A 22,177-nucleotide genomic window follows, 5' to 3' on the forward strand; every position below is an offset into this window, starting at 1 on the left:
GAGAATTGGTAGGTGAAGCGGAATCCGTTACGAATTCCGCCTCGCGATATGGGGTCATCATTTGATGGAGGTTGCCGGGTCGCCAAGCAGAATCCAGGATTTGCGAACATCCGGGTCACTCATCATCATCTTGGCTTTTCGGGCTGCATCTCCGAGAGTCGAGCCTTTCGCTGCATTGGCAATCAACCGATGAAATTCACGGTTTAAAATCGCCTGTTCGCCTGGAAAAGTCAGACAACTCGATGCCCATACCATAACCGCTCCCCCGTCGGCTTTTCTCATTAAGCTTTCACCAAGCGACACATTCAAGGCATCAACGAAATAAGCATTCAAACAGGCCATCGCTACAAAAACCGCAGGCGGATTGGTCAATCGGGTTACCTCTTCAGGCGTCAGCATATTGCCGCGCCAGGTGGTGATTGACCCGTGTCCGCTAAAAACAATGTATCTGCCGCCTTGATTGATGGCTTCGAGGAGTTGTCGTTTCGCATCCCTATCGCTTAACTGTCCGCGACGAATTTCCGTGACCGGCATGCGGGTAATCAGCAGATTTTTTACCTGTTCATTCGATTGCTCGAAATTGAATCCATCGTTGCGGTCAGCAAATAATACCGCCAGGTTGTTATGTTTCATCTGTTCAAACGCCAGCGTTTTTTCAACCATGGTAGCGAGTTGGCTTGCAGTTTGAGCAGGGAATCGTCCGATACTGTAATCTTCAATTCCATCATTGTTGAAATCGGCAAGTGTCGCATCGCTTGCTGATTCCATTGATTTCGTATCGGTCATCAAGCTTGGCATTACATCATTTTCGCCAAACCCCAAATAATTTTTGGCATCGTAACTGGCATCTCCCGCAAGCAGAACGAAGCGCGGCGCTTTTTCCCAGTAGCGCGCGGCATAATTGAGAAAATCTTTAATCGCAAAGGGCGTTTTATTGCCATAACTGAATTCATCATACAGATCTTCGATTTTGACAACCGCGGTTGCAAAGCCTTGAGCTTTGCGAAAGGCTGCAAGCGGTTTAAGCGCCTCATCGAAGTTATCCACCGTAATGACCAGCCAATCAGCGGTATTCTCGCGTGAACGCCAGGTTGATGGGCGATTGGCTTTGACGGCGGCTTGTTTGGGTTGCGCTTCGCTAAAGGCGTAAATCGCGCGTCTGCCATTCGGCAAAACGGTCAACCTGACTTCATAGCCATCGGTTGACTTGTTGATTCTGGTTTTGAGTTCGACAGGTGAGTTTAGGTTGGTAATGTCAAAAACGCGAATATCGGGAGTAGTGAATCCCGTTAAACTAATCTGTTCGCCGCCGATTGCCGAAAACCGCAGCGCGTTATCATCGGCAGCGTATCGGTGTTGATAAGTGAGGCGAATGAAATTAACCAATGACAGGTCGTTGCCGCCTTGTCCGGTCAGGGTTAATTGATTGACGCCTTCGCGCAATAACGAATGTGAGATAACCAATTTGGTTTCATTCGCATCCTGATTGACAAAATTGAGTGAACCGATTTCGACATCGTTTAATCGCGCCGTCACCGAATGCGGCGAGTCGGTGACGCCTTGTAAAGCGATTTCCAAAACCGCTGTTGCCGATGGCTCGTCTGCCAGATTACGAAGAGTTAAAGTTTGCTGGGTCGCTCCGTTAAAAATCAAAGAGCCAAAAAAGTTTTCTTTATCGGGTCCATTACGCAAACCCGAAAAATAGATGAAGCGGTCTTTGCGTTCAACGGTGTAGGGAAAGCTGTTGAGCATAGCGGGTCTGCCGTTTAGGTTTTGCTGGTCGGCAATACGCAAGCCCGCCTGACTTGCGGCAATTAACCAGTAAACCCGCGATTTGGTAAATGGGGAGTCAATGGCTGTGGCAAAAAATTCGAGGCTGTCGGTTGGGTCAAACTTGTTATCCTGTTCACCATTTATTTTTATGGGAATCTGCACCCCATCAACGAAGAGTTGCAAATTTTTCGGATTGATTGCGGGATTCAATCCGGCTGCCAGGAGTTCAGGTTGAGTGACGCGATAAACGCCGGTTTGCGTGATGGATAATTTAATTGCGGCTTGTGAAGCCAGATGATTTTGCAAAGCGAGGGATTCTGATGCGGACGTTTTCGATTTGAATTTGCCGTTAGTCGTTAGTTCCAATTGCGGGGTGAACGCTTGCGCTTGGCTTGCAAGGCGCGCGAGGTCGCCAAGCATGGCTGAGTTTTTTGCAATGAAGAGTTCTGGTTGATTAATCATTTGCGTTTCGGGATAGGTTGGCCCATAAAAATTCGTGGTGCCGTTTATATCGACATCTTCGAGGTAGTATCGCGTCGAATCCGTAGCCGGTTGTGAATCAACCCATGAATATGCATTGCCCGCAGTTAAACGGGTGTCCGCGCCGACTAATAAAGCTGACCCGGCAATAATTTCTTTATTCAAGCGAACCAGCTTCCCCGGTTCATCTTCACGATAAACATTGAATCCGAGATTCGATACTTCGCTTCCGGTTTCCCAACGGATGACCGTTAATTCATCGTTACCCGTTGTTAAAGGATTAGCTGAAAATTTTGCAAGTGTGATAGCTGTGAGTCCTTGTGCTGTTACACTCAAATCATCAATTGCCAGCGCGTGGTCGTTGCCCGTGTCGTTAATATCCTCCCAGCGAATCCAGATTTCTTGTCCATTACTTACGGCTGTAGGAAAAACCAAAGTTGATGATTTACCGGTTCGATTTGCTGGTGTATTGCCATCAAGTGCCCCGACAGTTGTGGTAAAAATCGGGCTGGTGAAATTTAATGGTGTGTAAGAAACCCATCCCGTCGAGGGGACATTCGCATCGGTTATCACCCCGGCATTCGCCACTTGATATTGAAAATTGAGTGTCTGGCTGACAGGAGTCGAATTTCCGCCATCACGCCATTGCTCACCCACATAGCTGATTTGCAGCGCAGGAATCGATGTGCCGGTATTGTTGGTGAGTTTAAAAGCATAATGAATCGTTCCTGTGCCACCTGAGGCAAGGCTTCCCAGCGCGCGATCACTGACGGGATTTGTACCCGCTATGCCAAAACTGTAAAGCGCGCCGGTAGTGCTGCTGCCAGTTCCGGCATTGTATGTCGTCGAAGAGGCATAGCCACCTGAAAGGGTGGAATCATCAGTCCAAACATTGCCCGTTCCACTTTGTGAGAGACTATCAAAATTTTCAGTCAGCGGGGTTCCAAATGAGGTGATGTTGCCGCCATTTGAAATGGTAGGAGTGATGGTGATTTTGTTGGGAACTTGTCCAGGAGGAATTTTCTGTCCAAACTTTTTGGAATTGACCGTTTCGCCTGACTCTCTTTGACCTTCAACGCGCCAGACGATACCGCTCATTACCATCAAGCAAAATAGCAAGGTTGTAAGGAATGTCATTCGTTTTTTGAATAATTTTGAGTTTTTCAGAGTGAATGGTTGGTGTCTGTAGGAGTAATTCATCTTTACCCGTGCTGATGGGTGGAAGATTATCGGACAAAACGCCAATACCAAAACGATGTTGATTGTTCTCATCATGCCTCCGTGAGCGCCGAATGGCTTTAAATGGTTTGCCAGCTTGTTGATCCCCGGCTCTGTCCGTTGCTGGATGGGCGAGACGATCAGATCGTTGAGCTGAATAATTTACTGAATCAACGGTTGAGGTCTTAGCAATGTATAAAGCCTTTGCTGCAATAGATGGAATGAAAGGGTGATTGGGTGTGTATTTACAGCAGGCTTCGTAAATACATTACTTTGGACGGGCTAATCTTATAGAGAGGAATATAAGCCGTCAAGAAAAATTAAAAAGAATGCGACACGGCTCTTTTTATTTAACAAGTGATCATCAATCAATTGATTGATCCTGTTTTAAATTGGCGACTCACGAGGTGCTTCACCTTAAAGAGCCGTGTCGCATCTTTAGTATTTTCTCTTCATTTATTCGCCGGCTTCATTGCCGAATCGCTTTGACGCGGAGGCGCGTTTTTCACGTACTTGTCCATCCAGTTCAGCATTTCCGAGAGCACATGAAGATTCGATTCACGGGCGGCATATCCGTGCGATTCAAGTGGTAATAAAACAAATCGCGCGGTCTTACCTAAGCCTTTCAATGCCGCATACAACCGTTCGGATTGAATCGGAAAGGTGCCGGAATTGTTATCCGCTTCGCCGTGCGTCATCAATATCGGTTCGTTAATTTTATCGGCGTAAAAGAACGGCGACATCCGCGTGTAAACCTGTTGCGCTTCCCAGAATGTCCGGCGTTCATTTTGAAAGGTAAATGGCGTCAGACTTCGATTATAGGCGCCGCTTCTGGCGATACCGGCGCGGAACAGATCGGAATGCGCCAGCAAATTCGCTGTCATAAACGCCCCGTAAGAATGTCCGCCTACGCCTATGCGGTCGCGGTCTGCGACCCCCATTTCAACGATTTTATCTATCGCTGCTTGCGCGTTCATCACCAATTGCTCGACAAATGTATCATTGGCTTTGTCGCCACCGAGAATCGGCATCGACGCATTATCTAAAACCACATAGCCTTTTAAAGCGAAAAACAGATGCGATGCCCCTGAAACTCTGGTGAAGCGATTGGGCGAACCGCTGATTTGACTTGCTGCATCTGCCGAAGCGAATTCATTGGGATACGCCCAGATGAATGCCGGACGGCGTTCGCCTTCTTTGTAATCGGGCGGCAGGTAAAGCGTGCCGGAAAGCTGAATGCCATCGGAACGTTTATAGGTAATCAATTGTTTTTTGACATTGCGAAACTGCGGTTGTGGGTCGGCGAAACCGGTGATTGCCGAAACCGCTTGCCCGTCATGCAAATAATAATTCGGTGGTTCACTGGTCGATTCACGACTGGTGATAAATTGTTTGCCATCGTCATCAAGCAAACTGACGAGCGATTCATAATAAGGATTTTGCGAACGGAAAATCTCTTCGGCTTTCAAACTCTGCAAATTGAAGCGACGCAGAAACGGACGTTCGCCCTGCGGGCTTGCGCCTTGTCCCGACAGGTAAAAATTTTGTCCATCGCTTGAGCGTTTCAAAACCCGTTGCCCGGTTTTGCTCATCCCGGTGACAAAGAACCCCGGATTGTTATAACGGTCTTCGGTTTGTAAATCGAAAATCAAACGCGGTTTCGCACCGGCAGTGGTCAGGTCTTGCAAATAGGTTCGGGCTTTGCGCGTCGGTCTATCGGATTCTGACCAGATGGCGAGGTCACCTTTTTCTGTCCATTGCAAACTGCCAAAACGAAATTCCGATTTGATTAACTCTTTAGCGGTGCCTTTAAACGGCGCGTCGAGTTGCTTGACCTGGTCGCGGAAGGGAACTTTATTTTTTGGATTGCCTTCATCCAATGCCTCGACATAAACCAGTGTGGCAGGGAGGTTGGCTTGCCATTGCACATTGCGGGGACCTTTGCGCACGCCGTTTATCGGGGTGTTTTCGGCTACCGGTAACGAAGCCAGATGGTGTACGAGTTTGCCCTGTGCGTCATAGACCTCCAGTTCTTTGGTGAAACTGCTAAAAGGCACAAAGTAACTGAACGGTTCAACGATTTTCGCCGCGTAAACATATTTGCCATCGGGCGAAATATCGAAATCATCAAAAATACCGCTTTGTCCAAGAGCGGTCACATTACCGCTCTGGTCAACGCGCGCCAGTTCGGCAGTGAAATAATATTTGAATAAGGCTTCATCGTAAGCGTTTTTGAGCAAATCCTGGAAAGTTGCAACCGCGGCTTTTTCACCCGAAAGCGATTCCTGAATTTTGGGACCGTTTGGAATTTCGGGCGCTTTGGGTTCCGCGCCGCGCGCTTTCGGCACCACTTTGCAGATTAAGCCGCTGCTATCGGGCAACCATTGATAAGGCATGCCAGTGGTTGCGTTCAACCAAACACTCGCTACTTTTGAGGATTTTCCCGTTATCACATCAGCAAGCCAGAGTTCCAAGCCGTTGGCTACAGGTTGTGAAAACGCCAGGCGGCGACCGTCGGGCGACCAGCTGACATAAGCGATTTTAGGATTTGGCGGCAAGGTTAGGTCACGCGATTTTTTGGTGGTCAAATCGGTGAGCGTCAGCCTGGTTATGCCCTGTGATAAAAATGTGCTGTTGGTTTTCGGGCTGATGCGCGTGCCTGCAAGCCGCAACATCGGTTGCGCAAGGTCAGTGATGGAAGGCATCGCCGGTCGTTCACTAAGCAACAGCCATTTGCCGTCGGGACTGACCTGGGCTTGCGGGAACGGCGCAGCTTCTAACATTTTCACAATGTCTGCCGGAGGTTGTTGATACTGAGTTGCGGTTTGTGCGATGGCAGAAACACCAATCAGTAAGGTGATAGCGGTTAAAAAAGAAAAACGTAGACGCATGGGGGACTCCTCCATTTCCGTGTGGTTAGTCGTTCCACTGACCGACCTGCTTGAATGTCGCAAACATTAAGCGCCTGCGATATTCGTGGGCGCGGTTTTTCATTGAGTCGTCACTTCTTGAGTTACCTCAAAACGCGCGGTGATTTTTGCAGACGCCGCGAGCATCGCTGAAACGCTGCAATATTTGCTTTCCGATAATTCGATGGCGCGGGCGACGGCTTTTTCATCAACATTGAAACCGCGAACTTTGTGCAAAACTTCTATGCTCGTATAGATGCGTGGATGTTCATCGCGTCTTTGGGCGCGAATTTCGATTTGGTAATCGGTAATCCGCTGGCGTTTTTTTTGCAGGATGTTGACTACATCTGCGCCTGTGCAACCGCCAAGCGAAATCAATAATAATTCCATCGGTGACGGAGCCGATTGATTATCGTGGCGAAAATCTGCAATGACTGAATGACCGGATACCGATTCACCGACAAACTGCTCGGCTCCTGCATAACGAATGGTCGTGATGTTTTCCTGCATCGGGGTTTCGTCTGACATATGGTCTCCTTGACTCTGAGGGGCTGAATGAAAACCTTGAACTGAAAATATAGCCAGCAAACGCCTTTCAGACAAAGCCAACTTGAATTCGATTTGAAAAAGTTAATCGGCTTGCTAGAGTTTAAACCTGCGATGAACCGAATCTCTCTCAAACGTTATGCCTATCTATCAATCGTCACCGCTATAGCCACCATCCTTTTGAAATCGCTGGCTTATTGGGTAACCGGTTCCATCGGATTGCTTTCGGATGCCCTTGAATCCATCGTCAATCTGGTTGGCGCACTGATGGCGCTGGCGATGCTCACCATTGCTGCGCGACCGCCCGATGAAGAACATCCTTACGGTTACAGCAAAGCCGAATATTTTTCGAGCGGCGTCGAAGGCGGCTTGATTTTGATTGCGGCGGTGAGCATCGGTATTGCTGCGGTTGAACGGTTGATTATGCCGAAAGAAATCGAACAAACCGGCATCGGCATCATCATCTCAATCTTTGCTTCGATCATTAATTTCGCAGTGGCGAGGATTTTGTTAAATGTCGGACGCGAAGCCAATTCGATTACCCTCGAAGCCGACGCCCATCACTTGCTCACCGATGTCTGGACTTCAGCGGGGGTGATCTTAGGAGTCGGATTAGTTACCCTCACCGGATGGAAACGACTAGACCCGATTATTGCCATCGCCGTGGCAGTAAATATTGTGTGGACGGGATTTCAACTGGTGAGGCGCTCGACTCTGGGGTTGATGGATAGAGCTTTGCCGGTTGCCGAGCGGGATGCCATTCAAGCGATATTTGATAAATACAAACAGCAGGGGATTGATTTTCATGCCTTGCGTTCGCGGCAAGCCGGGGCGCGAAAATTTTTAACCGTTCATGTTCTGGTGCCCGGTCGTTGGAGCGTGAAAAAAGGACATGACCTGGTTGAACAGATTGAAGAAGAGATTCGCAAGGTTTTGGTTGATGTGACGATTACCACACACCTGGAACCGATTGAAGACCCGGTTTCATTCAATGACATGGAACTTGATCGGTTGGAAAATGAAGTTTAAAGATTGTGGAAAGAGAGTCGGTCGCGAAGGCGGGACTCGAACCCGCAAGGTTAATCAATCGATTGCCATCAAAATAAAGATGGAATGGGGATGGAGAGACTCGAACTCTCACGGGTTGCCCCACACGCCCCTCAAACGTGCGCGTCTACCGGTTCCGCCACATCCCCGTAACTTTGTTTTAACAAATACCAATGCGATAAAATCGCTATAAAACTAAAGTCAAAATCACTTTTTATTCTTATCCGGCGCTTTGCCTGAACTATTCGGTTTCGGCGCTTCCGGTTTCTTCTCTTCGGGTTTGGTACTGCTATTACCTGCCGGTGTCGTGGCGTTTTGAGTTGCCGGTGCAGCCGGGGTTTTAGGTTGCGGGGTTAGAGGAAGCGGTTGTTCAGTTGGAGCCGGAGCCGGTGCGGCGGCTTCGGGCGCTACACCTTCGCTGACCGAACGCTTGGTGAACAAACCCGGAATTGAAAATAGGAACGCGATGAGAAAGAAAATAATCGCCGCGGCAATGGTGATTTTCGCAAGTACCGTCTGTGTTCCTCTGGGACCGAATGCGGTTGAACTGGCACCTCCGCCAAACACCGCTGAAGCGTCCGATTTACCGGGTTGCAACAACACAAAGATAATCAGTACGAAACACGAAAGAATAAACAGGGTCATTAAAATGTAATACAACGCTTTTGCCTCTACTTGTAATTTACGATTTTTGCAAACGCCTCAGACTCAAGACTCGCGCCGCCGACCAAGCCGCCATCAATATTCGGTTGATTCATCAACGCCGCGATATTGTCAGGCTTGACGCTGCCACCGTACAGAATTCGCATCCCTTCGGCGATCTGGTTTCCAAACATCTCTTGAACACGGGAACGGATGAAGGCGTGCATCTGTTCGGCTGTTTCAGGAGTGGCAGTGCGCCCTGTGCCTATAGCCCATACGGGTTCGTAAGCGGTTATAATAAGTGACGCCTCTTCGAGTGTCAAGTTTTTGAGTCCTTCGCTTAACTGCCTGCCCACGACTGCTTCTGCGCTTCCGGCATCGCGTTCCAGAAGCGTTTCACCAACACAGACGACGGGTTTTAACCCGGCAGCGATTGCCGCGCGAATCTTTTTATTTACCGATTCATCGGTCTCGCCATAATACTGACGACGTTCCGAATGTCCGATGATGGCATAGGTGGCTCCGGCGTCTTTCAACATTGCCGCAGAGACTTCCCCGGTAAATGCACCTTCACCGGTTTCCGCTGCGACATCCTGCGAGGCGACGCCAACATTGGCGCCTTCGAGTTTGCCAGCAACCGCTTGAATGGCAGTAAACGGCGGGGCGATGAAAATATCACAATGCGTCGCCGAATTGACTAAGGGTTTAAATGCCTGAACGAAATCCAGGGATTGACCAATGGTTTTAAACATTTTCCAGTTTCCGGCAATGAGCGGTCTTCGCATAATTCCTCTAATTTATTGAGCCTTCTTTTCGGGGTTGGGTTCGGTTCGGGTTAAACTGATGAGGACAGTTTTATTCGATTCATCAAACATCACCTTCACCGCCCCGGTATCACTTTCGCCTTTTTTCAGATTCCATTCGTAAAACGCCGCGTCGTTGGTTCTGCTGACCACCGTCCAGCCTTTACTCTTAATCGATTTATCATAAAATGCAGCGACCTTATCTACCGTGTCATAAGCTTGAAAAACCATAAAAGCAATCAACAGGTCTTCCTTTGGCCCATATTGAATATTGGTCATTGCCGCATTCGGATAACGGGGAAGGTCGATAATTTCACCTTTGGACGTATCCAGGAAAGAAGGTCTCACGGTTTTAGACGGTGTCGCAGGCGTTGCCGTGTTGCTGTTTGGCAATTGTTGGTCAAGTTTAGCGACCGGGTCGGTTGCCGTATTTGAATTTGGCGCAACCGTTTCGCTATTTTCCGCCTTGGTTTCCGCCGCCCTTTTGGGTTCATCCGTTTTTATATCGCTGTATGCCGGCTTGCGGTTGCAACCTTGAATGGCAACTGCACAACAAAAAATCAAAATGATGGTTACACACTTCATCCGTTTACTCATAAATTTAAACCTGAACTCATGCTTTCTCACTGAGCGCGGCGACTCCCGGTAAAACATCACCGGCTAAAAATTCGAGTGAGGCGCCACCACCGGTCGAAATATGGGTGATGCGGTCGGCAACGCCTGCTTCAGAAACTGCTGCCACCGAATCGCCGCCACCGACAATGGTAATCGCCGAACTTGATGCCACTGCCTCAGCAATCGCGCGCGTTCCCTTATCGAAAGGTTGGCGTTCAAACATGCCCATTGGCCCGTTCCAGACAATGGTTTTTGCGCCTTGGATTTTTTCGACGAAACTCGCGATGGCTTCATCCCCAATGTCCAACCCCGCTTCATGCGCTTTGATTTCTTGAACCGAACAAAGATGTGATGCCAGCGATTCTGCGCCGCTATCCATTGCCGCTTTATCGACCACGAGGTTATCGGTCGGCAGCAGCAAATCAACCCCTTGGGCGTTGGCGCGTTGCAATAAATCTTTCGCTAAATCGAGTTTGTCATCTTCGACCAGTGAACGACCGGTTGCAATGCCTTGTGATTTTAAAAAGGTATAAGCCATCGCGCCGCCAATTAAAATCGCATCGGCAGATTTGAGCAGGTTTTCAATCACCGCAATCTTATCGGAAACTTTTGCGCCGCCAAGAATAACCACAAACGGGCGGTCAGGGTTTTCGAGTGCCTGACCTAAATAGCGCAACTCTTTTTCCATCAAAAAACCCGCAGCGCTTTTATCGACAAAATGGGTGATGCCCTCGGTCGAAGCATGCGCGCGGTGCGCCGTGCCAAAGGCATCGTTGACATAGAGGTCAGCAAACTCTGCGAGTTGTTTGGCAAATTCGCTGTCGTTTTTCTCTTCACCCGCATGAAAACGGACATTTTCTAGCATCAGGACTTCGCCCGATGCCAGGGTGTCAACCATCGCTTTGACTTCATCGCCAACCGAATCCGGCGCAAGTTTGACTTCGCGACCCAACAGTTCACTGAGCCTGAGAGCCGCAGGCGCAAGCGAATATTTGGCATCCACTTTACCTTTTGGACGTCCGAGATGCGACGCGAGAATCAAGCGCGCGCCTTTATCGAGCGCGTATTGAATCGTCGGAAGCGCAGCGCGTATACGTGTGTCATCAGTGACCTGGCGATTTTCATCCAGCGGCACATTGAAATCGACGCGCATCAACAGGCGTTTACCTGAAAGTTCCAAATCTGAAATTGATAGTTTTGCCATGAGTTGTGCTGGGTATTTTGTGCTTTGTACCTGGTGTCGGGTTTTCGCCTTTCACCAACGTACAAAGCACAGGAAATTACAAACCTTTTTCAACGAGGTAACGCATCAAATCAACGACGCGGGAAGAATAACCCCACTCATTGTCATACCACGACAGTAATTTCACCATCGTGCCTTCCATGACTGCCGTGTAGTCTGCATCAAGGATGGATGAGTGCGGATTGGCGCGAAAATCAATCGAGACCAATGGCTCGTCGCAATATTGCAAAATGCCCTTCAATTCGCCTTCGGCGGCGGCTTTCATGGCGGCGTTAATCGCGTCTTTGCTGGTTTCTTTTTCGACTTCGGCAACCAGATCGACTACCGAAACATTCGGGGTCGGAACGCGAAGCGAAATGCCATCGAGTTTGCCTTTGAGTTCGGGTAGCACGAGACCGATGGCTTTGGCTGCGCCTGTGGTCGTCGGAATGATGGAAAGCCCGGCGGCACGAGCGCGGCGCAAATCTTTATGCGGCAGGTCGAGCAACCGCTGGTCATTGGTGTAGGAATGAATGGTATTCATCAAGCCTTTTTTAATTTTGAAATTGTCGTGTAAGACTTTGGCAACCGGCGCCAGACAATTGGTTGTGCACGAGGCGTTGGAAATGATGTGATGTTCCGCAGGATTATATTTGTCATGATTGACGCCCATCACGATGGTAATGTCTTCGCCTTTGGCGGGTGCCGAAATGATGACTTTTTTAACGCCATCGCGAAGATGTTTACCGGCGTCTTCGGCTTTGGTAAAAAGCCCCGTCGATTCGATAACAATTTCGGCTCCAACCGAACCCCAATCGATTTTTCCGGGGTCGCGTTCGGAAAATACTTTGAATTCATCGCCATTGACGTTGATCGAACCGTCACCCGCTTTAATATCCGCATCCAGATTTCCTAAAACCGAGTCATATTTGAGTAAATGCGCCAGGGTTTTCGTATCGGTGATGTCATTTACCGCAACAAAATCGAAATCGCCGCCGCTCATCGCGGCGCGAAAAATGTTTCGTCCGATTCTGCCAAATCCGTTAATTCCAACTTTAATTCCCATAATATTTATCTCCTCTCATATTTGCCCATGATGACAAATGATTTGCGAAACCATTCATAAAAGAACTATCAAAACTAAAGGATTGACCCATCGTAGTCAAGCACGATGGATGACTCAACCGAGGTCAATTCGCATCAACGCGGAATTGGCTTCGATAAAGCCGTTTTTCAGATAAAATTGTCGCCGGTAACTTTCCCGCATTCGATTGGTATGCAGTTCGATTCTGACCGCCTGAATTTCTCCGGCAAACGCTTTGGCTTTATCTAAAAGCGCGCTTCCGATGCCTGAGCCTCTGGCTTCATTCAGAACCGCAAGTTCATCTATGCATAAAATCATTCCGGCAAGCCGGAGTTGTGGACGTTTTGAGAGGGTCATCAAGCCAAGCGGTTTTTCCGAACCATCAGTAGCCAGGAAAACGGTCGAATCCGCGTGATTGATTACTGCGTTGAACCCCTCATGAAATTTTTCTTTGGAAATATCCGGGTAACCGAGCGCGACAATCAATTGATGGACTGATTCCATATCACTTGCGGTTGCCTGTCGAAGCTTTATTTTGTGGGTCATATTTTTATTGCAGGGAGGGAAGTGCGGAATAGGCATTCAGGATGAAAGGAGAAGAAAAACATCTGGTTTTTCATTCTATTGTATGTTGTTTGTCATCCTTTAAGCTGCCTATTCCGATTCGATTATATGAAAATTTCGCCTTTTCCGGAAATCACAACTCCACCTCCAACGCGAATGTTCATCACCTCGCCGGTTGCCGGTTCCAGGTCAAGTTCAATGTTGATAAGGCTTGGACGCTTCATTTCAAACCCCTGTTCGCTGATAATTTTGGTTGTCGGTTGCCATTCAACCAACCGATGGCGAACGCAATAAAACCCCAGGGGTCCGTTTGCGGAACCTGTGGCGGGGTCTTCGGCAATGCCTTCGACGGGGACGAATACTCGGCAATGCACCGTGCTCGTCGGCATAGCTGTTTCCCGGCAAAACACCATCACGGTAATCGCCCCCGCTTCACGGCTGATGGCTTCAAGCGCGCCGGTATCGACTTTGATTTTTTGCAAGGCTGCCAGCGAAGCCAGAGGGATAATCATCACCGGAATGCCGTTATAAATGACCTCAACCGGCAATTGCGTGGATTCGATATCTGCCGCGTCCAGCGACAAGGCTTTTGCAAGTCTGGGTAAATCCGTCCAGCGCGATTTCACTTCGGGGAGCGGTTGGGTCATGGTCGAATCACCGAGTTGTTTGGCTGCCAAATTTAAAGTGGTAACTTTAACCACGAGTTCACCCACTCCGGTTTCGAGGCGAACCGTGGTTAAGCCATCTTCGACGGCTTTCAACCCTTCGGAAACGATTGCATAGCCGGTTCCGACGATGGGATGACCGGCAAACGGCAATTCACTGGCGGGGGTAAAAATCCGCACGCGAAAATCGCCGCCTTTTTCCGGGGGAAGCAAAAAGGTGGTTTCCGAATAATTCATCTCGCGGGCGATGGTCTGCATGACCTCCGTATCCAATCCCGAACCATCCGTAAATACCGCGAGTTGATTGCCGCCGAACGGTTTTTCGGTAAACACATCAGCAATGATGAAATTTTTACTGCTCATAAAATTCCTTTCACGAAAGTTGCTTTTTAATGACTTGCCCGAGTCGGCGAATGCCTTCCTCAATCATTGCAGGTTTGCTGTTGGAAAAGTTCAAACGGGCGAAATGCTGGCGCGCTTCGACCGCAAAAAATGGCGCGCCGGGTACAAAAGCGACTTTTTCAGCGAGGGCATCGCGAAATAGCGCTTTGACATCGAGAGTTTCAGGAAATTCCAACCACAAAAACAGCCCGCCTTCGGGTCGTGTCCATTGGGTTTCGGCTGGGAAATATTTTTCAATCGCGTGAATCATGGTTAAACATCGTTCACCATAAACCTGACGTAAATTTTTGATGTGCGCTTCATAATCAAAAATTTCCAAAGCCTTTGCCGCTGCGCGTTGTTCGATGGTGCAGGTATGCAAATCGACAGACTGTTTACAAACCACCAGTTCCTGAAAAATTTCTTCGGGAGCCGAAACCCAACCGATGCGCATTCCGGGACTCAGGGTTTTTGAAAAGGTACTGAGATAAATCACCAGCCCGTCTTTATCGAGTGATGCCAGTGACGGAATCAACTCTCCGCGATAACGCAATTCACCATAGGGGTTGTCTTCCAAAATCGGGATGCGAAAACGTCGCGATATTTCAATCAATTGTTTGCGGCGTTCAAGGGTTAGCGAAGTTCCTTTGGGATTATGAAAATCGGTGACAATATAAATGAATTTCGGATGATGTTCGATAATCGCCTGTCCGACTTCATCGACGCGCATGCCGTCATCGTCACTTTCAACGGTAACGAATTCAGCTTCATAAGCATTGAAGACCTGAATCGCAGCAAGATAGGTCGGGTTTTCCACGATGATTTTATCGCCGGGATTGATAAACATTTTGGCAACCAGGTCAATACCTTGCTGCGACCCTGTGGTGATGAGGATTCTTCCGGCGTCTGAATGGATTCCTCTCGATTCCTGACGTCGGGCAATCCATTGACGCAGCGGCATCCAGCCCTCTGTCGTGCTATATTGCATTGCCTGAGCGCCGCTTTCGCGAAACACTGCAGCGTGCGCATCGGCGATGACTTCGACGGGAAATAATTCCGGGGCGGGAAGTCCCCCGGCGAAAGAGATGATGTCGGGTTGTTCGGTAACTTTTAAAATTTCACGAACCGCCGATACGCCGATTTTGGACATGCGACGAGCGAATCGATAAGAGGCTGTCTGAGTGAGCGGCAGAGATAAGAGCGCGCCGGTTGCGGGTGCGGGTTTGTTTATCAATGTTATTTCCTTTCAGTAAAAAATATCAGCAAGCTATTTACTTCGTTTTGGGTTGCGCTGTACAGGCTGTGAATTTTTTTCCGGTGTTGCGATGTATGAACACTCTTTAACCGAAGACATAACAATTGCCGTGTGAGTTCGCGTGACCCCAGGGATGGTGCGAATATGTTCGGAAATTAATTCATCCAGCTTTTCGGTATTTTCAATTTTGACTTTTAATAAATAGGAATCCTGACCGGTGACGTGGTGGCATTCCAGGACTTCGGATAAGCCCATGATTTTGCGGGCAAAATTTTTATTGTGTTTGGGATGGTCGATGCCGACACCGATAAAGGCAGTGATGTCTTTGCCTAATTTACGCGCATCGATGCGGGCGGCATATTGCAGGATGACCCCGTCCTGTTCGAGTTTTCGCATGCGGTCGGCAACCGCCGGTTGTGATAATCCGACCGCCGCGGCGAGTTCGGATTGGGTAATGCGCGCATCTTTTTGAAGAATTTCCAGTATCTTATAATCTATAGAATTCAATGACATTTTTCTTATAAAAATTAAGTATTTATTGTTCGTGGCGATAATAAAATAGCAATCACCTGGTGTCAACTGAAATGCGGCTTTTCTGAACCAAATGAATGAACGGCGACGATTTGACATCGTGAGCTTTGTTCAGCAAGCTCTGAACGGTTGAATTTATGCCGACCTGGAAACTGACAATTGAATATGAAGGGACGCGCTATCACGGATGGCAGGAGCAAAAAAATGCCCGCACCATTGCCGGCGAAATTCGTCGTGCCGCTGAAGATTTTTTCAAAGCGCCGGTTGAATTGAGTGGCGCCGGAAGAACCGATGCGGGGGTTCACGCGCTGGGGCAGGTGGCGCGATTGCGCGCCGCAAAAATGCTGCGCCCGCTTGAATTAATTCGGGTATTGAATGACCGGTTGCCTTCTGACATCAATATTTTATCCGTCGAAGAAGCGCGTCATAATTTTCACCCGCGTCACGATGCGGTATTGAGATTTTACCTTTATCAAATATCGCGGCGGCGGTCGGCGTTTGCCAAAAAATATGTCTGGTGGATTAAAGATTCTCTGGATATTGAGAAAATGCAGCAAGCCGCCTGCTTGGTATCAGGTCGCCATGATTTTGTGGCATTCAGTGATAAACGCGAAGAAGAGAAAAGCACCATCGTAGTTGTCGAAGGTTGCGAACTGAAAGTGGCAGGCGATTTAATCGTCTTGAGAATTGGCGCGTCACACTTTTTATGGAAGATGGTCAGGCGCATCGTCGGCGCTTTGGCTGCCGTTGGGCGCGGCAATTTAGCGGTTGAGCAATTTAGCGCCTTGTTGGATTCACGCCGGGAAGCGGCAAAGCAGATTTTCGATATTGCGGCAAACACGGCTCCGCCATCGGGTCTCTTTTTAGAAAAAATCACTTACACGGAAAAAGATAAACCCCTTCCCATCAAACCGACATTGAATCTGTAAAAAATTATTTTAGAAATGCTCGAACATTTAATCGGCAACCGATGCGGCTGGTTTAAACCGGCTGCGAATAATTTCAAAGACTGCCGGAAGCACAGAGATAAACACGATTGCCAGAATCACCAGAGAAAAATTCTTTTTCACGATGGGGATATTGCCGAAGAAATATCCGAGAAACAGGCAGATGCTGACCCACAGGATACCGCCGATGACGTTATAGCTGATAAATTTGAAATAGTTCATGGTGCCGATACCGGCAACAAACGGCGCGAAGGTGCGAACGATGGGAATGAAGCGGGCAATGATGATCGTTTTGCCGCCATATTTTTCATAAAATTTTTGCGTGCGAAGGAGATGCTCTTTCTTGAAAAATCGCGATTTTTCCTGAGTGAAAACTTTGGGACCGATTTTTGCGCCAATCCAATAATTCACCGTATCGCCGATAACCGCAGCGATGCATAAAAGGAAAAATAATAACCAGACACTGAGCGGGCTGCCCTCAGTTGCAGCCAGAGCGCCGGCGGCAAAGAGCAACGAATCACCGGGCAGGAACGGCGTGACCACCAGTCCGGTTTCGCAAAAAATGACGAGGAAAAGAATCAGATAAGTCCATACACCGTAGTCACGAATAATTTCATTCAAGTGTTTATCAAGGTGTAAAAAAAGATCAATCAGTGACTTGATTAATTCCATATAAAATATTTCCTCATTCGCATTCGGAGTTATGACGACCAGCCATGTTTACCGATTAATTTAACGAACACGCAAGCGCCCAGGTCTTCATAGTGTATATCGGTTTCGGTTTTTATCACACGGATTAACCGTTGATTTTTATCGTTGCCAACCGGAATCACCAACCGACCACCGGGCGCGAGTTGTTCAAGCAGCGGTTGCGGAATATCCGGGCCTCCGGCGGCTACCAGTATCGCATCATAAGGCGCGTATTCAGCCCACCCGATTGTGCCATCGAGATTTTTTATGGTGGCGTTATAACACCCGAGTTTGCGGATATTGGCGAGTCCGATTCTGGCAAGCTCGCCGATTCGTTCAAGCGCAAAAATTCTTCCGGCGAGCTGTGACAGCACAGCGGTTTGATAACCGGAACCCGCGCCGATTTCCAATACCGTCGAATTTTTATTGACTTCAAGCAGTTCGGTCATGCGCGCAACCATGTAGGGTTGAGAGATGGTTTGCATTTCACCGATGGGCAAGGCATGGTCGCCGTAGGCATTGGCGGCGAGCGCTTCGGAAACGAAGAGGTGTCTTGGGACATCCATCATGGCTTTCAAGACGCGTTCATCACGAATGTCGCGTTGACGCAATAACTCGACCATCTTTTCGCGTTGGCTTTTATAAAGGTTTGCGGTTGGGGTGTCGAAAATCGGTCTCATTTCAAATGTTCTTTCGGGGCTACATCCCATAACCCGTTTTTAAGTTCCTCAAGAATTCGGTAATCGGTTAAATCATTGCGAAGCGGCGTAATCGAAACCAGTCCCTGTCGTGCAGCTTCATAATCGGTTCCATGTTCGTCGTTCCAGGTGGGGGTCTCTTCGCCAATCCAATAATAAGAGCGTTTGCGCGGGTCAGTGCCTTCGACAATGGTGGGACGCAGGGTTTTTGCGCCTTGTCGTGAATATCGGATGCCGTTAATTTCGCCCGGCGGAATGTTGACATTGAGTAAAGTGCCAAGCGGCAATCCGCTCTTTAGTATTAAACCGGCGAGGTCTGCGGCTAAGTTTGCTGCGTATTTAAAATTGAATTCGCCGCGCCCGATTAAACTGAGGGCGACGCTCGGCAATCCGTACATCGAGCCTTCCAGCGCGCCTGCAACGGTTCCCGAATAGGTGACATCATCACCGAGGTTGCCGCCTTTGTTGATTCCCGAAAAGACCATATCCGGCGGGTTGTCGATCAGGATTTTATTCATCGCCAGGGTGACGCAATCGGTCGGCGTGCCATCAACCGCAAAATGGCGCTCATCAATTTTATCAATGCGCAGGGGGCGCGTCAGGGTGAGTGAGCGCGAAGCCGCGCTCATTTCATGCGCGGGCGCGACAACTACGATTTCAGCAACTTCGGCTAACGCATTTGCCAAAGCGATAATCCCCTCCGAATGAATTCCATCATCATTAGTAACTAATATTTTCGGCATAGTTAGAAAAACGGCGCAGTGAAGAGGAGTTCAGGGGGACATCCGTTCACAGCAAGCAATCACGTGTAATAATAAATTCGTTATTATACGTTCGTTGGGGAAATCAGTCGAGCGCAAATAATTGGCAGGGCAATCGCTGGTCGTCAGGCAAGATGGGTCAGTGCCACCAGTGTTAGCAGGGTGGCACTGACCGGTCTTTTGCTTAGTAACGGGAATGGTGGGTTATCGTTCGCCCACACGATGTCAATCGGGAGGCGACAGGGGTTGTCAGAAATCAATTATTTCTGACTTATAAAAAAGGCTTCCGCGGTCACCGGTTCATACAAGGCATCGTCCATGTTTGCGGCGAAAGAAATTTTGTCGCTCAAAACTCTGGCGTTTCTGGCACTCATCTCGCGCTTGATGGATTTCATTCGATAGGTTTTTTGCCACTCACCGATAATGTCATCTTCATCGAAGATGTTGCCAAGCGTGTCAATAAACTCCAGGAGAATCTTTGCCAGGTCTGCGCCCTGTTCGAGTGGCGTATTCTCAAGCAGTTCAGACAGGTCGGTGTTCTCCAAAAATTCACGGAGCTTTCCGGTAATGTCCTGAACGGTAGAGGCAGCGTCGTGTTCAACGACATAGATGCGCGTGTAAGCAACCTCGTCGTCCTCAAGTACCTCGTCATAGACATCGCCTTGCGGGTTGAGGCGACGCGGTTGACCTTTGTCGGATTGCGTAAAAGTCATCACGTTTGAAGAGGCAAAGTATTTAGATTTAGCTACCACCGGATTGCCGTCTCTAGTGATTTTTACGCCGCCGATGACATAGATTTCATCCTCATCACCTTCTTGTAGTTTGAGAAGAGTAATGTCACGCAGACTGAGAATCAGGTTGATGCTCATAAAAAATCTCCTTTCTGGGAATTGGCAAATAAGTTTCTTGAAAATAGGCGAAGGATCAGCGTACAGCTTTAAGGCTGTACGCTGATCGGTCATTGCGGGCGGGTGTAGAGAAAGACATCGGTCTCGATGCCGCTGCACAGCCGCACCTTGATCATCACAGTTTGACCGGGCGTGATTCTCTTGAAGCCTTTCTTGACGATGAGCACAGTTGAAGGATTATCGGGGTCGAGCTTGGTCGGTTGCTCCACTCCATCAAAGAGGACGACCGGGCACGCGGCTTGCGGCTCGAAGCCGTTGGGCGCGATTGCGCTTGATTGGGTTGCGCCGGTTGAATTAACGGTGACATTCAGATTCTTGCCATCTCGCGTAACGCCGGTGATTTCATTCTTTGTCACCTCGTGCCGCACGTTGGCTTTTGCAAGAATGCTATTTTTCTCAACAACTGTAAAATCCCCGCCGATCTTATAAAGTAGCTCGGCATTATTTTGCACAGACCCCGATGACATAGCACGGAGAACCAGAATGACTTCTTTGATTTCCATGTTTCTGACCGTTAAGGTTTTAGTAAGCGCGCTTTCTTCTATGCCCAGCCCTGGATCTTCGATCCAAAGAGGATTTTTAGCTTGATCAAAGCTGACTTTTTCAGAGAAGAAATCCAAGATCGAGAAATCAATAGTGTTGTCTGTGAGGTTCTTTATCGTGAACGTGTAGGTGATTAAATCGCCCTCCACCGCCGGGTCGGGCGAAGCGGTCTTTGTGAACTCGACAAACTTCTCGTTCTCGTGCTGGGTGATCGTAAAGTCGTCGTTTCGGGTAACCGGGTTGATGCTTGTGCCGACGGTGATAAGATTAGCCCCGTATATGATTCCATCAAAGGCGACGTTATTCCCACCCGCAGCCGTATCAAAGGTGTACTCGCCCTGTAACCCCCAGTTTGAATCCAGACGGCCATTACGATCCCACTTGGTTATGCCCAAATCGAAATTCGCTCCGCTGCCAGCCCAACCTGCGCCAACGATGTCACCGTCCGGCTGAATGTCCAAATCGAAAAGCAGGTCTCTGACACCATTAAAATCAAATGTCGCCAAACCTTGGTCGAAGAGCGAAGGGATGAGATTGCCGTTGAAATCGAGAGCAGCGACTGCAAAATCCTCCGCTCCCGTGTTGATTGCGTTGCCGCCGACGATTAAGTGGGGTACATTCACCGGCGCGACAGGTTGCCGGATGGAGATAGCCTGCGCGCCGTCCTGCTTGCCAAAATAATCTATTTCGCGTTTGCCATCACCGTCGAAGGCAGGATTTAAACTGCCGTTAGCGAGGTTCAATCGAACGATGCCGAAATTGGAATCGGTCGCGCTCTTGACCGCGAACCCGCAAACAAAGATGTTCTCGTTGTCAATCGCCAGATCAATCGCTCGGTCAGCGTTGCCAAAGTCAATCCGCACCACGCCATTTGTACCGAAAGTATTATCGAGTGACCCGTCCGCCGGGTTGAGTCGTACAATGGTGAATTCCAGGCTGTTCTGCGGTCGGGAATCACCGACTGCGACAATCTTGCCATCCTCTTGCATAGCCACCTTGAAGGCTTCCGACGTCGAGCCGAGATCCAACACGACTTTGCCATCCTGATCGAATGTCGTGTCGAGTGAGCCGTCCGGGTTGAAACGCGCGAGCGCCCACTGCCTCTCGCTACCGTTTGTTGTGAACCCTGAGACGACGATCTTGCCATCAAGTTGGATGGCTATGCCCCTACCCCCGTCGTTTGCGCCAAAGAAATCTGTTGTCACCTTGCCTTCTTGACCAAATGCCGGATCGAGATTTCCATTCTCGTCGTAGCAGGCGAGCGCGAAATCCGTGCCACTGCCGGGTACGGTGGCAGACCCGGCGGCGATGATCTTACCAGTCAGCGTGACGGCGACGGCTTGCGCCGAGTCATTGCCTCCGGCAAAGTCAGTAAAAACGACGCCGTTCGTGCCAAAGCCTGCAACGAGGTCGCCGGGGGCAGCCAGCACACGGTTAGGCGTAATCACCGAGGTCATCGGTAGGAAGAGTAAAAAGAACAGCCACCCCGCCCAAACACCCGCCAGCAAGGTTCTGTGCTTTTGAAGAAATCTTCGATTTTTGATAGCAAATTTTCGATTGATCATCGTACCCTCCATTATTTCTATTCACCTAAATCAGCACGCCAAAGCGCCTGCTCTGACACCCACCCTTACCGTTGGGCTACCATACAAGCCACCCTTCTGTTTATTCAGCCTGACGTGAAGGTGATAAAAGGGAAATGAGGCAAATCCATAAACATCCATCAGGATTTTCATTGAAATGAAGTTGTCCACACGCCATCAACTGACGAAGCTTGAGCAAATTTTCTCCGGTTAATACTTCAGCTTCTTCCAGCGTGAGCATTGGCGTCTTCTCGCCGCAGGTCGCACACCTTCCGGTTGTCCGATTGATTGGCAACCGGAAGATGCAGACCT

General features: G+C 49.0%; 21 protein-coding genes and 1 tRNA gene. 2 read left to right on the forward strand and 20 right to left on the reverse strand.

The genetic code is table 11. The features are described from left to right. Positions 1–57 precede the first annotated feature (57 nt). From AB1757_14425 to AB1757_14440, 4 genes are all read right to left on the reverse strand, one after another. Positions 58–3,351 carry a C25 family cysteine peptidase gene (locus tag AB1757_14425; GenBank protein MEW6128233.1) on the reverse strand — a complete coding sequence of 1,098 codons (3,294 nt, stop codon included), beginning with the start codon at positions 3,349–3,351 and terminating at the stop codon, positions 58–60. Next, a complete protein-coding gene (locus AB1757_14430) occupies positions 3,326–3,490 on the reverse strand; it encodes a hypothetical protein (GenBank protein ID MEW6128234.1) in 165 nt (54 codons plus the stop codon). The genes AB1757_14425 and AB1757_14430 overlap by 26 nt, the downstream gene beginning before the upstream one ends. Before the next feature lie 433 nt (positions 3,491–3,923). Further along, positions 3,924–6,362 (reverse strand): prolyl oligopeptidase family serine peptidase, encoded by a 2,439-nt coding sequence (locus tag AB1757_14435; GenBank protein ID MEW6128235.1) that lies wholly within the window; start codon positions 6,360–6,362, stop codon positions 3,924–3,926. Positions 6,363–6,461: 99 nt separating this feature from the next. After that, on the reverse strand, positions 6,462–6,908 hold the full coding sequence (locus tag AB1757_14440) for an OsmC family protein (protein ID MEW6128236.1): 447 nt from the start codon (positions 6,906–6,908) through the stop codon (positions 6,462–6,464). 132 nt (positions 6,909–7,040) lie between these two features. On the opposite strand from AB1757_14440, the gene AB1757_14445 reads away from it, so the two are divergent. After that, a complete protein-coding gene (locus AB1757_14445; GenBank protein ID MEW6128237.1) occupies positions 7,041–7,955 on the forward strand; it encodes a cation diffusion facilitator family transporter in 915 nt (304 codons plus the stop codon). Positions 7,956–8,040: 85 nt separating this feature from the next. On the opposite strand, the gene AB1757_14450 is transcribed toward AB1757_14445, so the two are convergent. From AB1757_14450 to AB1757_14495, 10 genes are all read right to left on the reverse strand, one after another. Further along, positions 8,041–8,122 (reverse strand) — tRNA-Leu (locus AB1757_14450). A gap of 58 nt (positions 8,123–8,180) precedes the next feature. Then, on the reverse strand, positions 8,181–8,633 hold the full coding sequence (gene secG / locus AB1757_14455; GenBank protein ID MEW6128238.1) for a preprotein translocase subunit SecG: 453 nt from the start codon (positions 8,631–8,633) through the stop codon (positions 8,181–8,183). 11 nt (positions 8,634–8,644) lie between these two features. Further along, positions 8,645–9,400: a triose-phosphate isomerase gene (gene tpiA, locus AB1757_14460; GenBank protein MEW6128239.1), complete on the reverse strand. Its 756-nt coding sequence runs from the start codon at positions 9,398–9,400 to the stop codon at positions 8,645–8,647. Positions 9,401–9,412: 12 nt separating this feature from the next. Then, the gene (locus tag AB1757_14465) at positions 9,413–10,003 is read right to left on the reverse strand and encodes a hypothetical protein (GenBank protein MEW6128240.1); all 591 of its coding nucleotides are present in this window, start codon (positions 10,001–10,003) and stop codon (positions 9,413–9,415) included. A 28-nt stretch (positions 10,004–10,031) separates the two neighbouring features. Beyond that, complete coding sequence (locus AB1757_14470; protein MEW6128241.1) at positions 10,032–11,237, reverse strand: phosphoglycerate kinase; 1,206 nt, start codon at positions 11,235–11,237, stop codon at positions 10,032–10,034. Positions 11,238–11,313: 76 nt separating this feature from the next. Beyond that, positions 11,314–12,321, reverse strand: coding sequence for a type I glyceraldehyde-3-phosphate dehydrogenase (gap, locus tag AB1757_14475; protein MEW6128242.1), 1,008 nt, complete (start codon positions 12,319–12,321; stop codon positions 11,314–11,316). A 114-nt stretch (positions 12,322–12,435) separates the two neighbouring features. Then, positions 12,436–12,885, reverse strand: coding sequence for a GNAT family N-acetyltransferase (locus tag AB1757_14480; GenBank protein MEW6128243.1), 450 nt, complete (start codon positions 12,883–12,885; stop codon positions 12,436–12,438). Between the two features lie 122 nt (positions 12,886–13,007). Further along, complete coding sequence (locus AB1757_14485; protein MEW6128244.1) at positions 13,008–13,931, reverse strand: PhzF family phenazine biosynthesis protein; 924 nt, start codon at positions 13,929–13,931, stop codon at positions 13,008–13,010. 10 nt (positions 13,932–13,941) lie between these two features. After that, positions 13,942–15,183 carry a PLP-dependent aminotransferase family protein gene (locus AB1757_14490; GenBank protein MEW6128245.1) on the reverse strand — a complete coding sequence of 414 codons (1,242 nt, stop codon included), beginning with the start codon at positions 15,181–15,183 and terminating at the stop codon, positions 13,942–13,944. A gap of 33 nt (positions 15,184–15,216) precedes the next feature. After that, positions 15,217–15,717, reverse strand: a complete 501-nt coding sequence (locus AB1757_14495; GenBank protein ID MEW6128246.1) for an Lrp/AsnC family transcriptional regulator — start codon at positions 15,715–15,717, stop codon at positions 15,217–15,219. 155 nt (positions 15,718–15,872) lie between these two features. On the opposite strand from AB1757_14495, the gene truA reads away from it, so the two are divergent. Further along, positions 15,873–16,664, forward strand: a complete 792-nt coding sequence (gene truA, locus AB1757_14500; GenBank protein ID MEW6128247.1) for a tRNA pseudouridine(38-40) synthase TruA — start codon at positions 15,873–15,875, stop codon at positions 16,662–16,664. Between the two features lie 27 nt (positions 16,665–16,691). Here truA and AB1757_14505 read toward each other — a convergent pair whose 3' ends face one another. The 6 genes from AB1757_14505 to AB1757_14530 all read right to left on the reverse strand — a co-directional run bounded on the left by AB1757_14505 (position 16,692) and on the right by AB1757_14530 (position 22,106). Beyond that, the gene (locus tag AB1757_14505; GenBank protein ID MEW6128248.1) at positions 16,692–17,354 is read right to left on the reverse strand and encodes a DedA family protein; all 663 of its coding nucleotides are present in this window, start codon (positions 17,352–17,354) and stop codon (positions 16,692–16,694) included. A 29-nt stretch (positions 17,355–17,383) separates the two neighbouring features. Beyond that, positions 17,384–18,052, reverse strand: coding sequence for a protein-L-isoaspartate(D-aspartate) O-methyltransferase (locus tag AB1757_14510; GenBank protein MEW6128249.1), 669 nt, complete (start codon positions 18,050–18,052; stop codon positions 17,384–17,386). Further along, the gene (gene surE / locus AB1757_14515; GenBank protein ID MEW6128250.1) at positions 18,049–18,813 is read right to left on the reverse strand and encodes a 5'/3'-nucleotidase SurE; all 765 of its coding nucleotides are present in this window, start codon (positions 18,811–18,813) and stop codon (positions 18,049–18,051) included. Before surE ends, AB1757_14510 begins: the two co-directional genes overlap by 4 nt. 278 nt (positions 18,814–19,091) lie before the next feature. Next, positions 19,092–19,700 carry a hypothetical protein gene (locus tag AB1757_14520; protein MEW6128251.1) on the reverse strand — a complete coding sequence of 203 codons (609 nt, stop codon included), beginning with the start codon at positions 19,698–19,700 and terminating at the stop codon, positions 19,092–19,094. A gap of 89 nt (positions 19,701–19,789) precedes the next feature. Next, positions 19,790–21,847 carry a hypothetical protein gene (locus tag AB1757_14525; protein ID MEW6128252.1) on the reverse strand — a complete coding sequence of 686 codons (2,058 nt, stop codon included), beginning with the start codon at positions 21,845–21,847 and terminating at the stop codon, positions 19,790–19,792. A 100-nt stretch (positions 21,848–21,947) separates the two neighbouring features. Beyond that, positions 21,948–22,106, reverse strand: a complete 159-nt coding sequence (locus AB1757_14530) for a hypothetical protein (protein MEW6128253.1) — start codon at positions 22,104–22,106, stop codon at positions 21,948–21,950. Positions 22,107–22,177: the final 71 nt, after the last annotated feature.

The sequence above is a fragment of the Acidobacteriota bacterium genome (assembly GCA_040754075.1).
Classification (GTDB): domain Bacteria; phylum Acidobacteriota; class Blastocatellia; order UBA7656; family UBA7656; genus JBFMDH01.

Bases quoted from the DNA above. Each gene is read 5' to 3' on its own strand.
- AB1757_14510 (MEW6128249.1), bottom strand. From the start codon at position 18,052: ATGAGACCGATTTTCGACACCCCAACCGCAAACCTTTATAAAAGCCAA.
- AB1757_14440 (MEW6128236.1), bottom strand. From the start codon at position 6,908: ATGTCAGACGAAACCCCGATGCAGGAAAACATCACGACCATTCGTTAT.
- gap (MEW6128242.1), bottom strand. From the start codon at position 12,321: ATGGGAATTAAAGTTGGAATTAACGGATTTGGCAGAATCGGACGAAAC.
- surE (MEW6128250.1), bottom strand. From the start codon at position 18,813: ATGCCGAAAATATTAGTTACTAATGATGATGGAATTCATTCGGAGGGG.
- AB1757_14505 (MEW6128248.1), bottom strand. From the start codon at position 17,354: ATGGAATTAATCAAGTCACTGATTGATCTTTTTTTACACCTTGATAAA.
- AB1757_14445 (MEW6128237.1), top strand. From the start codon at position 7,041: ATGAACCGAATCTCTCTCAAACGTTATGCCTATCTATCAATCGTCACC.
- AB1757_14525 (MEW6128252.1), bottom strand. From the start codon at position 21,847: ATGATCAATCGAAAATTTGCTATCAAAAATCGAAGATTTCTTCAAAAG.
- AB1757_14480 (MEW6128243.1), bottom strand. From the start codon at position 12,885: ATGACCCACAAAATAAAGCTTCGACAGGCAACCGCAAGTGATATGGAA.
- AB1757_14485 (MEW6128244.1), bottom strand. From the start codon at position 13,931: ATGAGCAGTAAAAATTTCATCATTGCTGATGTGTTTACCGAAAAACCG.
- tpiA (MEW6128239.1), bottom strand. From the start codon at position 9,400: ATGCGAAGACCGCTCATTGCCGGAAACTGGAAAATGTTTAAAACCATT.
- truA (MEW6128247.1), top strand. From the start codon at position 15,873: ATGCCGACCTGGAAACTGACAATTGAATATGAAGGGACGCGCTATCAC.
- AB1757_14530 (MEW6128253.1), bottom strand. From the start codon at position 22,106: ATGCTCACGCTGGAAGAAGCTGAAGTATTAACCGGAGAAAATTTGCTC.
- AB1757_14435 (MEW6128235.1), bottom strand. From the start codon at position 6,362: ATGCGTCTACGTTTTTCTTTTTTAACCGCTATCACCTTACTGATTGGT.
- AB1757_14465 (MEW6128240.1), bottom strand. From the start codon at position 10,003: ATGAAGTGTGTAACCATCATTTTGATTTTTTGTTGTGCAGTTGCCATT.
- AB1757_14495 (MEW6128246.1), bottom strand. From the start codon at position 15,717: ATGTCATTGAATTCTATAGATTATAAGATACTGGAAATTCTTCAAAAA.
- AB1757_14425 (MEW6128233.1), bottom strand. From the start codon at position 3,351: ATGAGCGGTATCGTCTGGCGCGTTGAAGGTCAAAGAGAGTCAGGCGAA.
- AB1757_14520 (MEW6128251.1), bottom strand. From the start codon at position 19,700: ATGAGCATCAACCTGATTCTCAGTCTGCGTGACATTACTCTTCTCAAA.
- AB1757_14470 (MEW6128241.1), bottom strand. From the start codon at position 11,237: ATGGCAAAACTATCAATTTCAGATTTGGAACTTTCAGGTAAACGCCTG.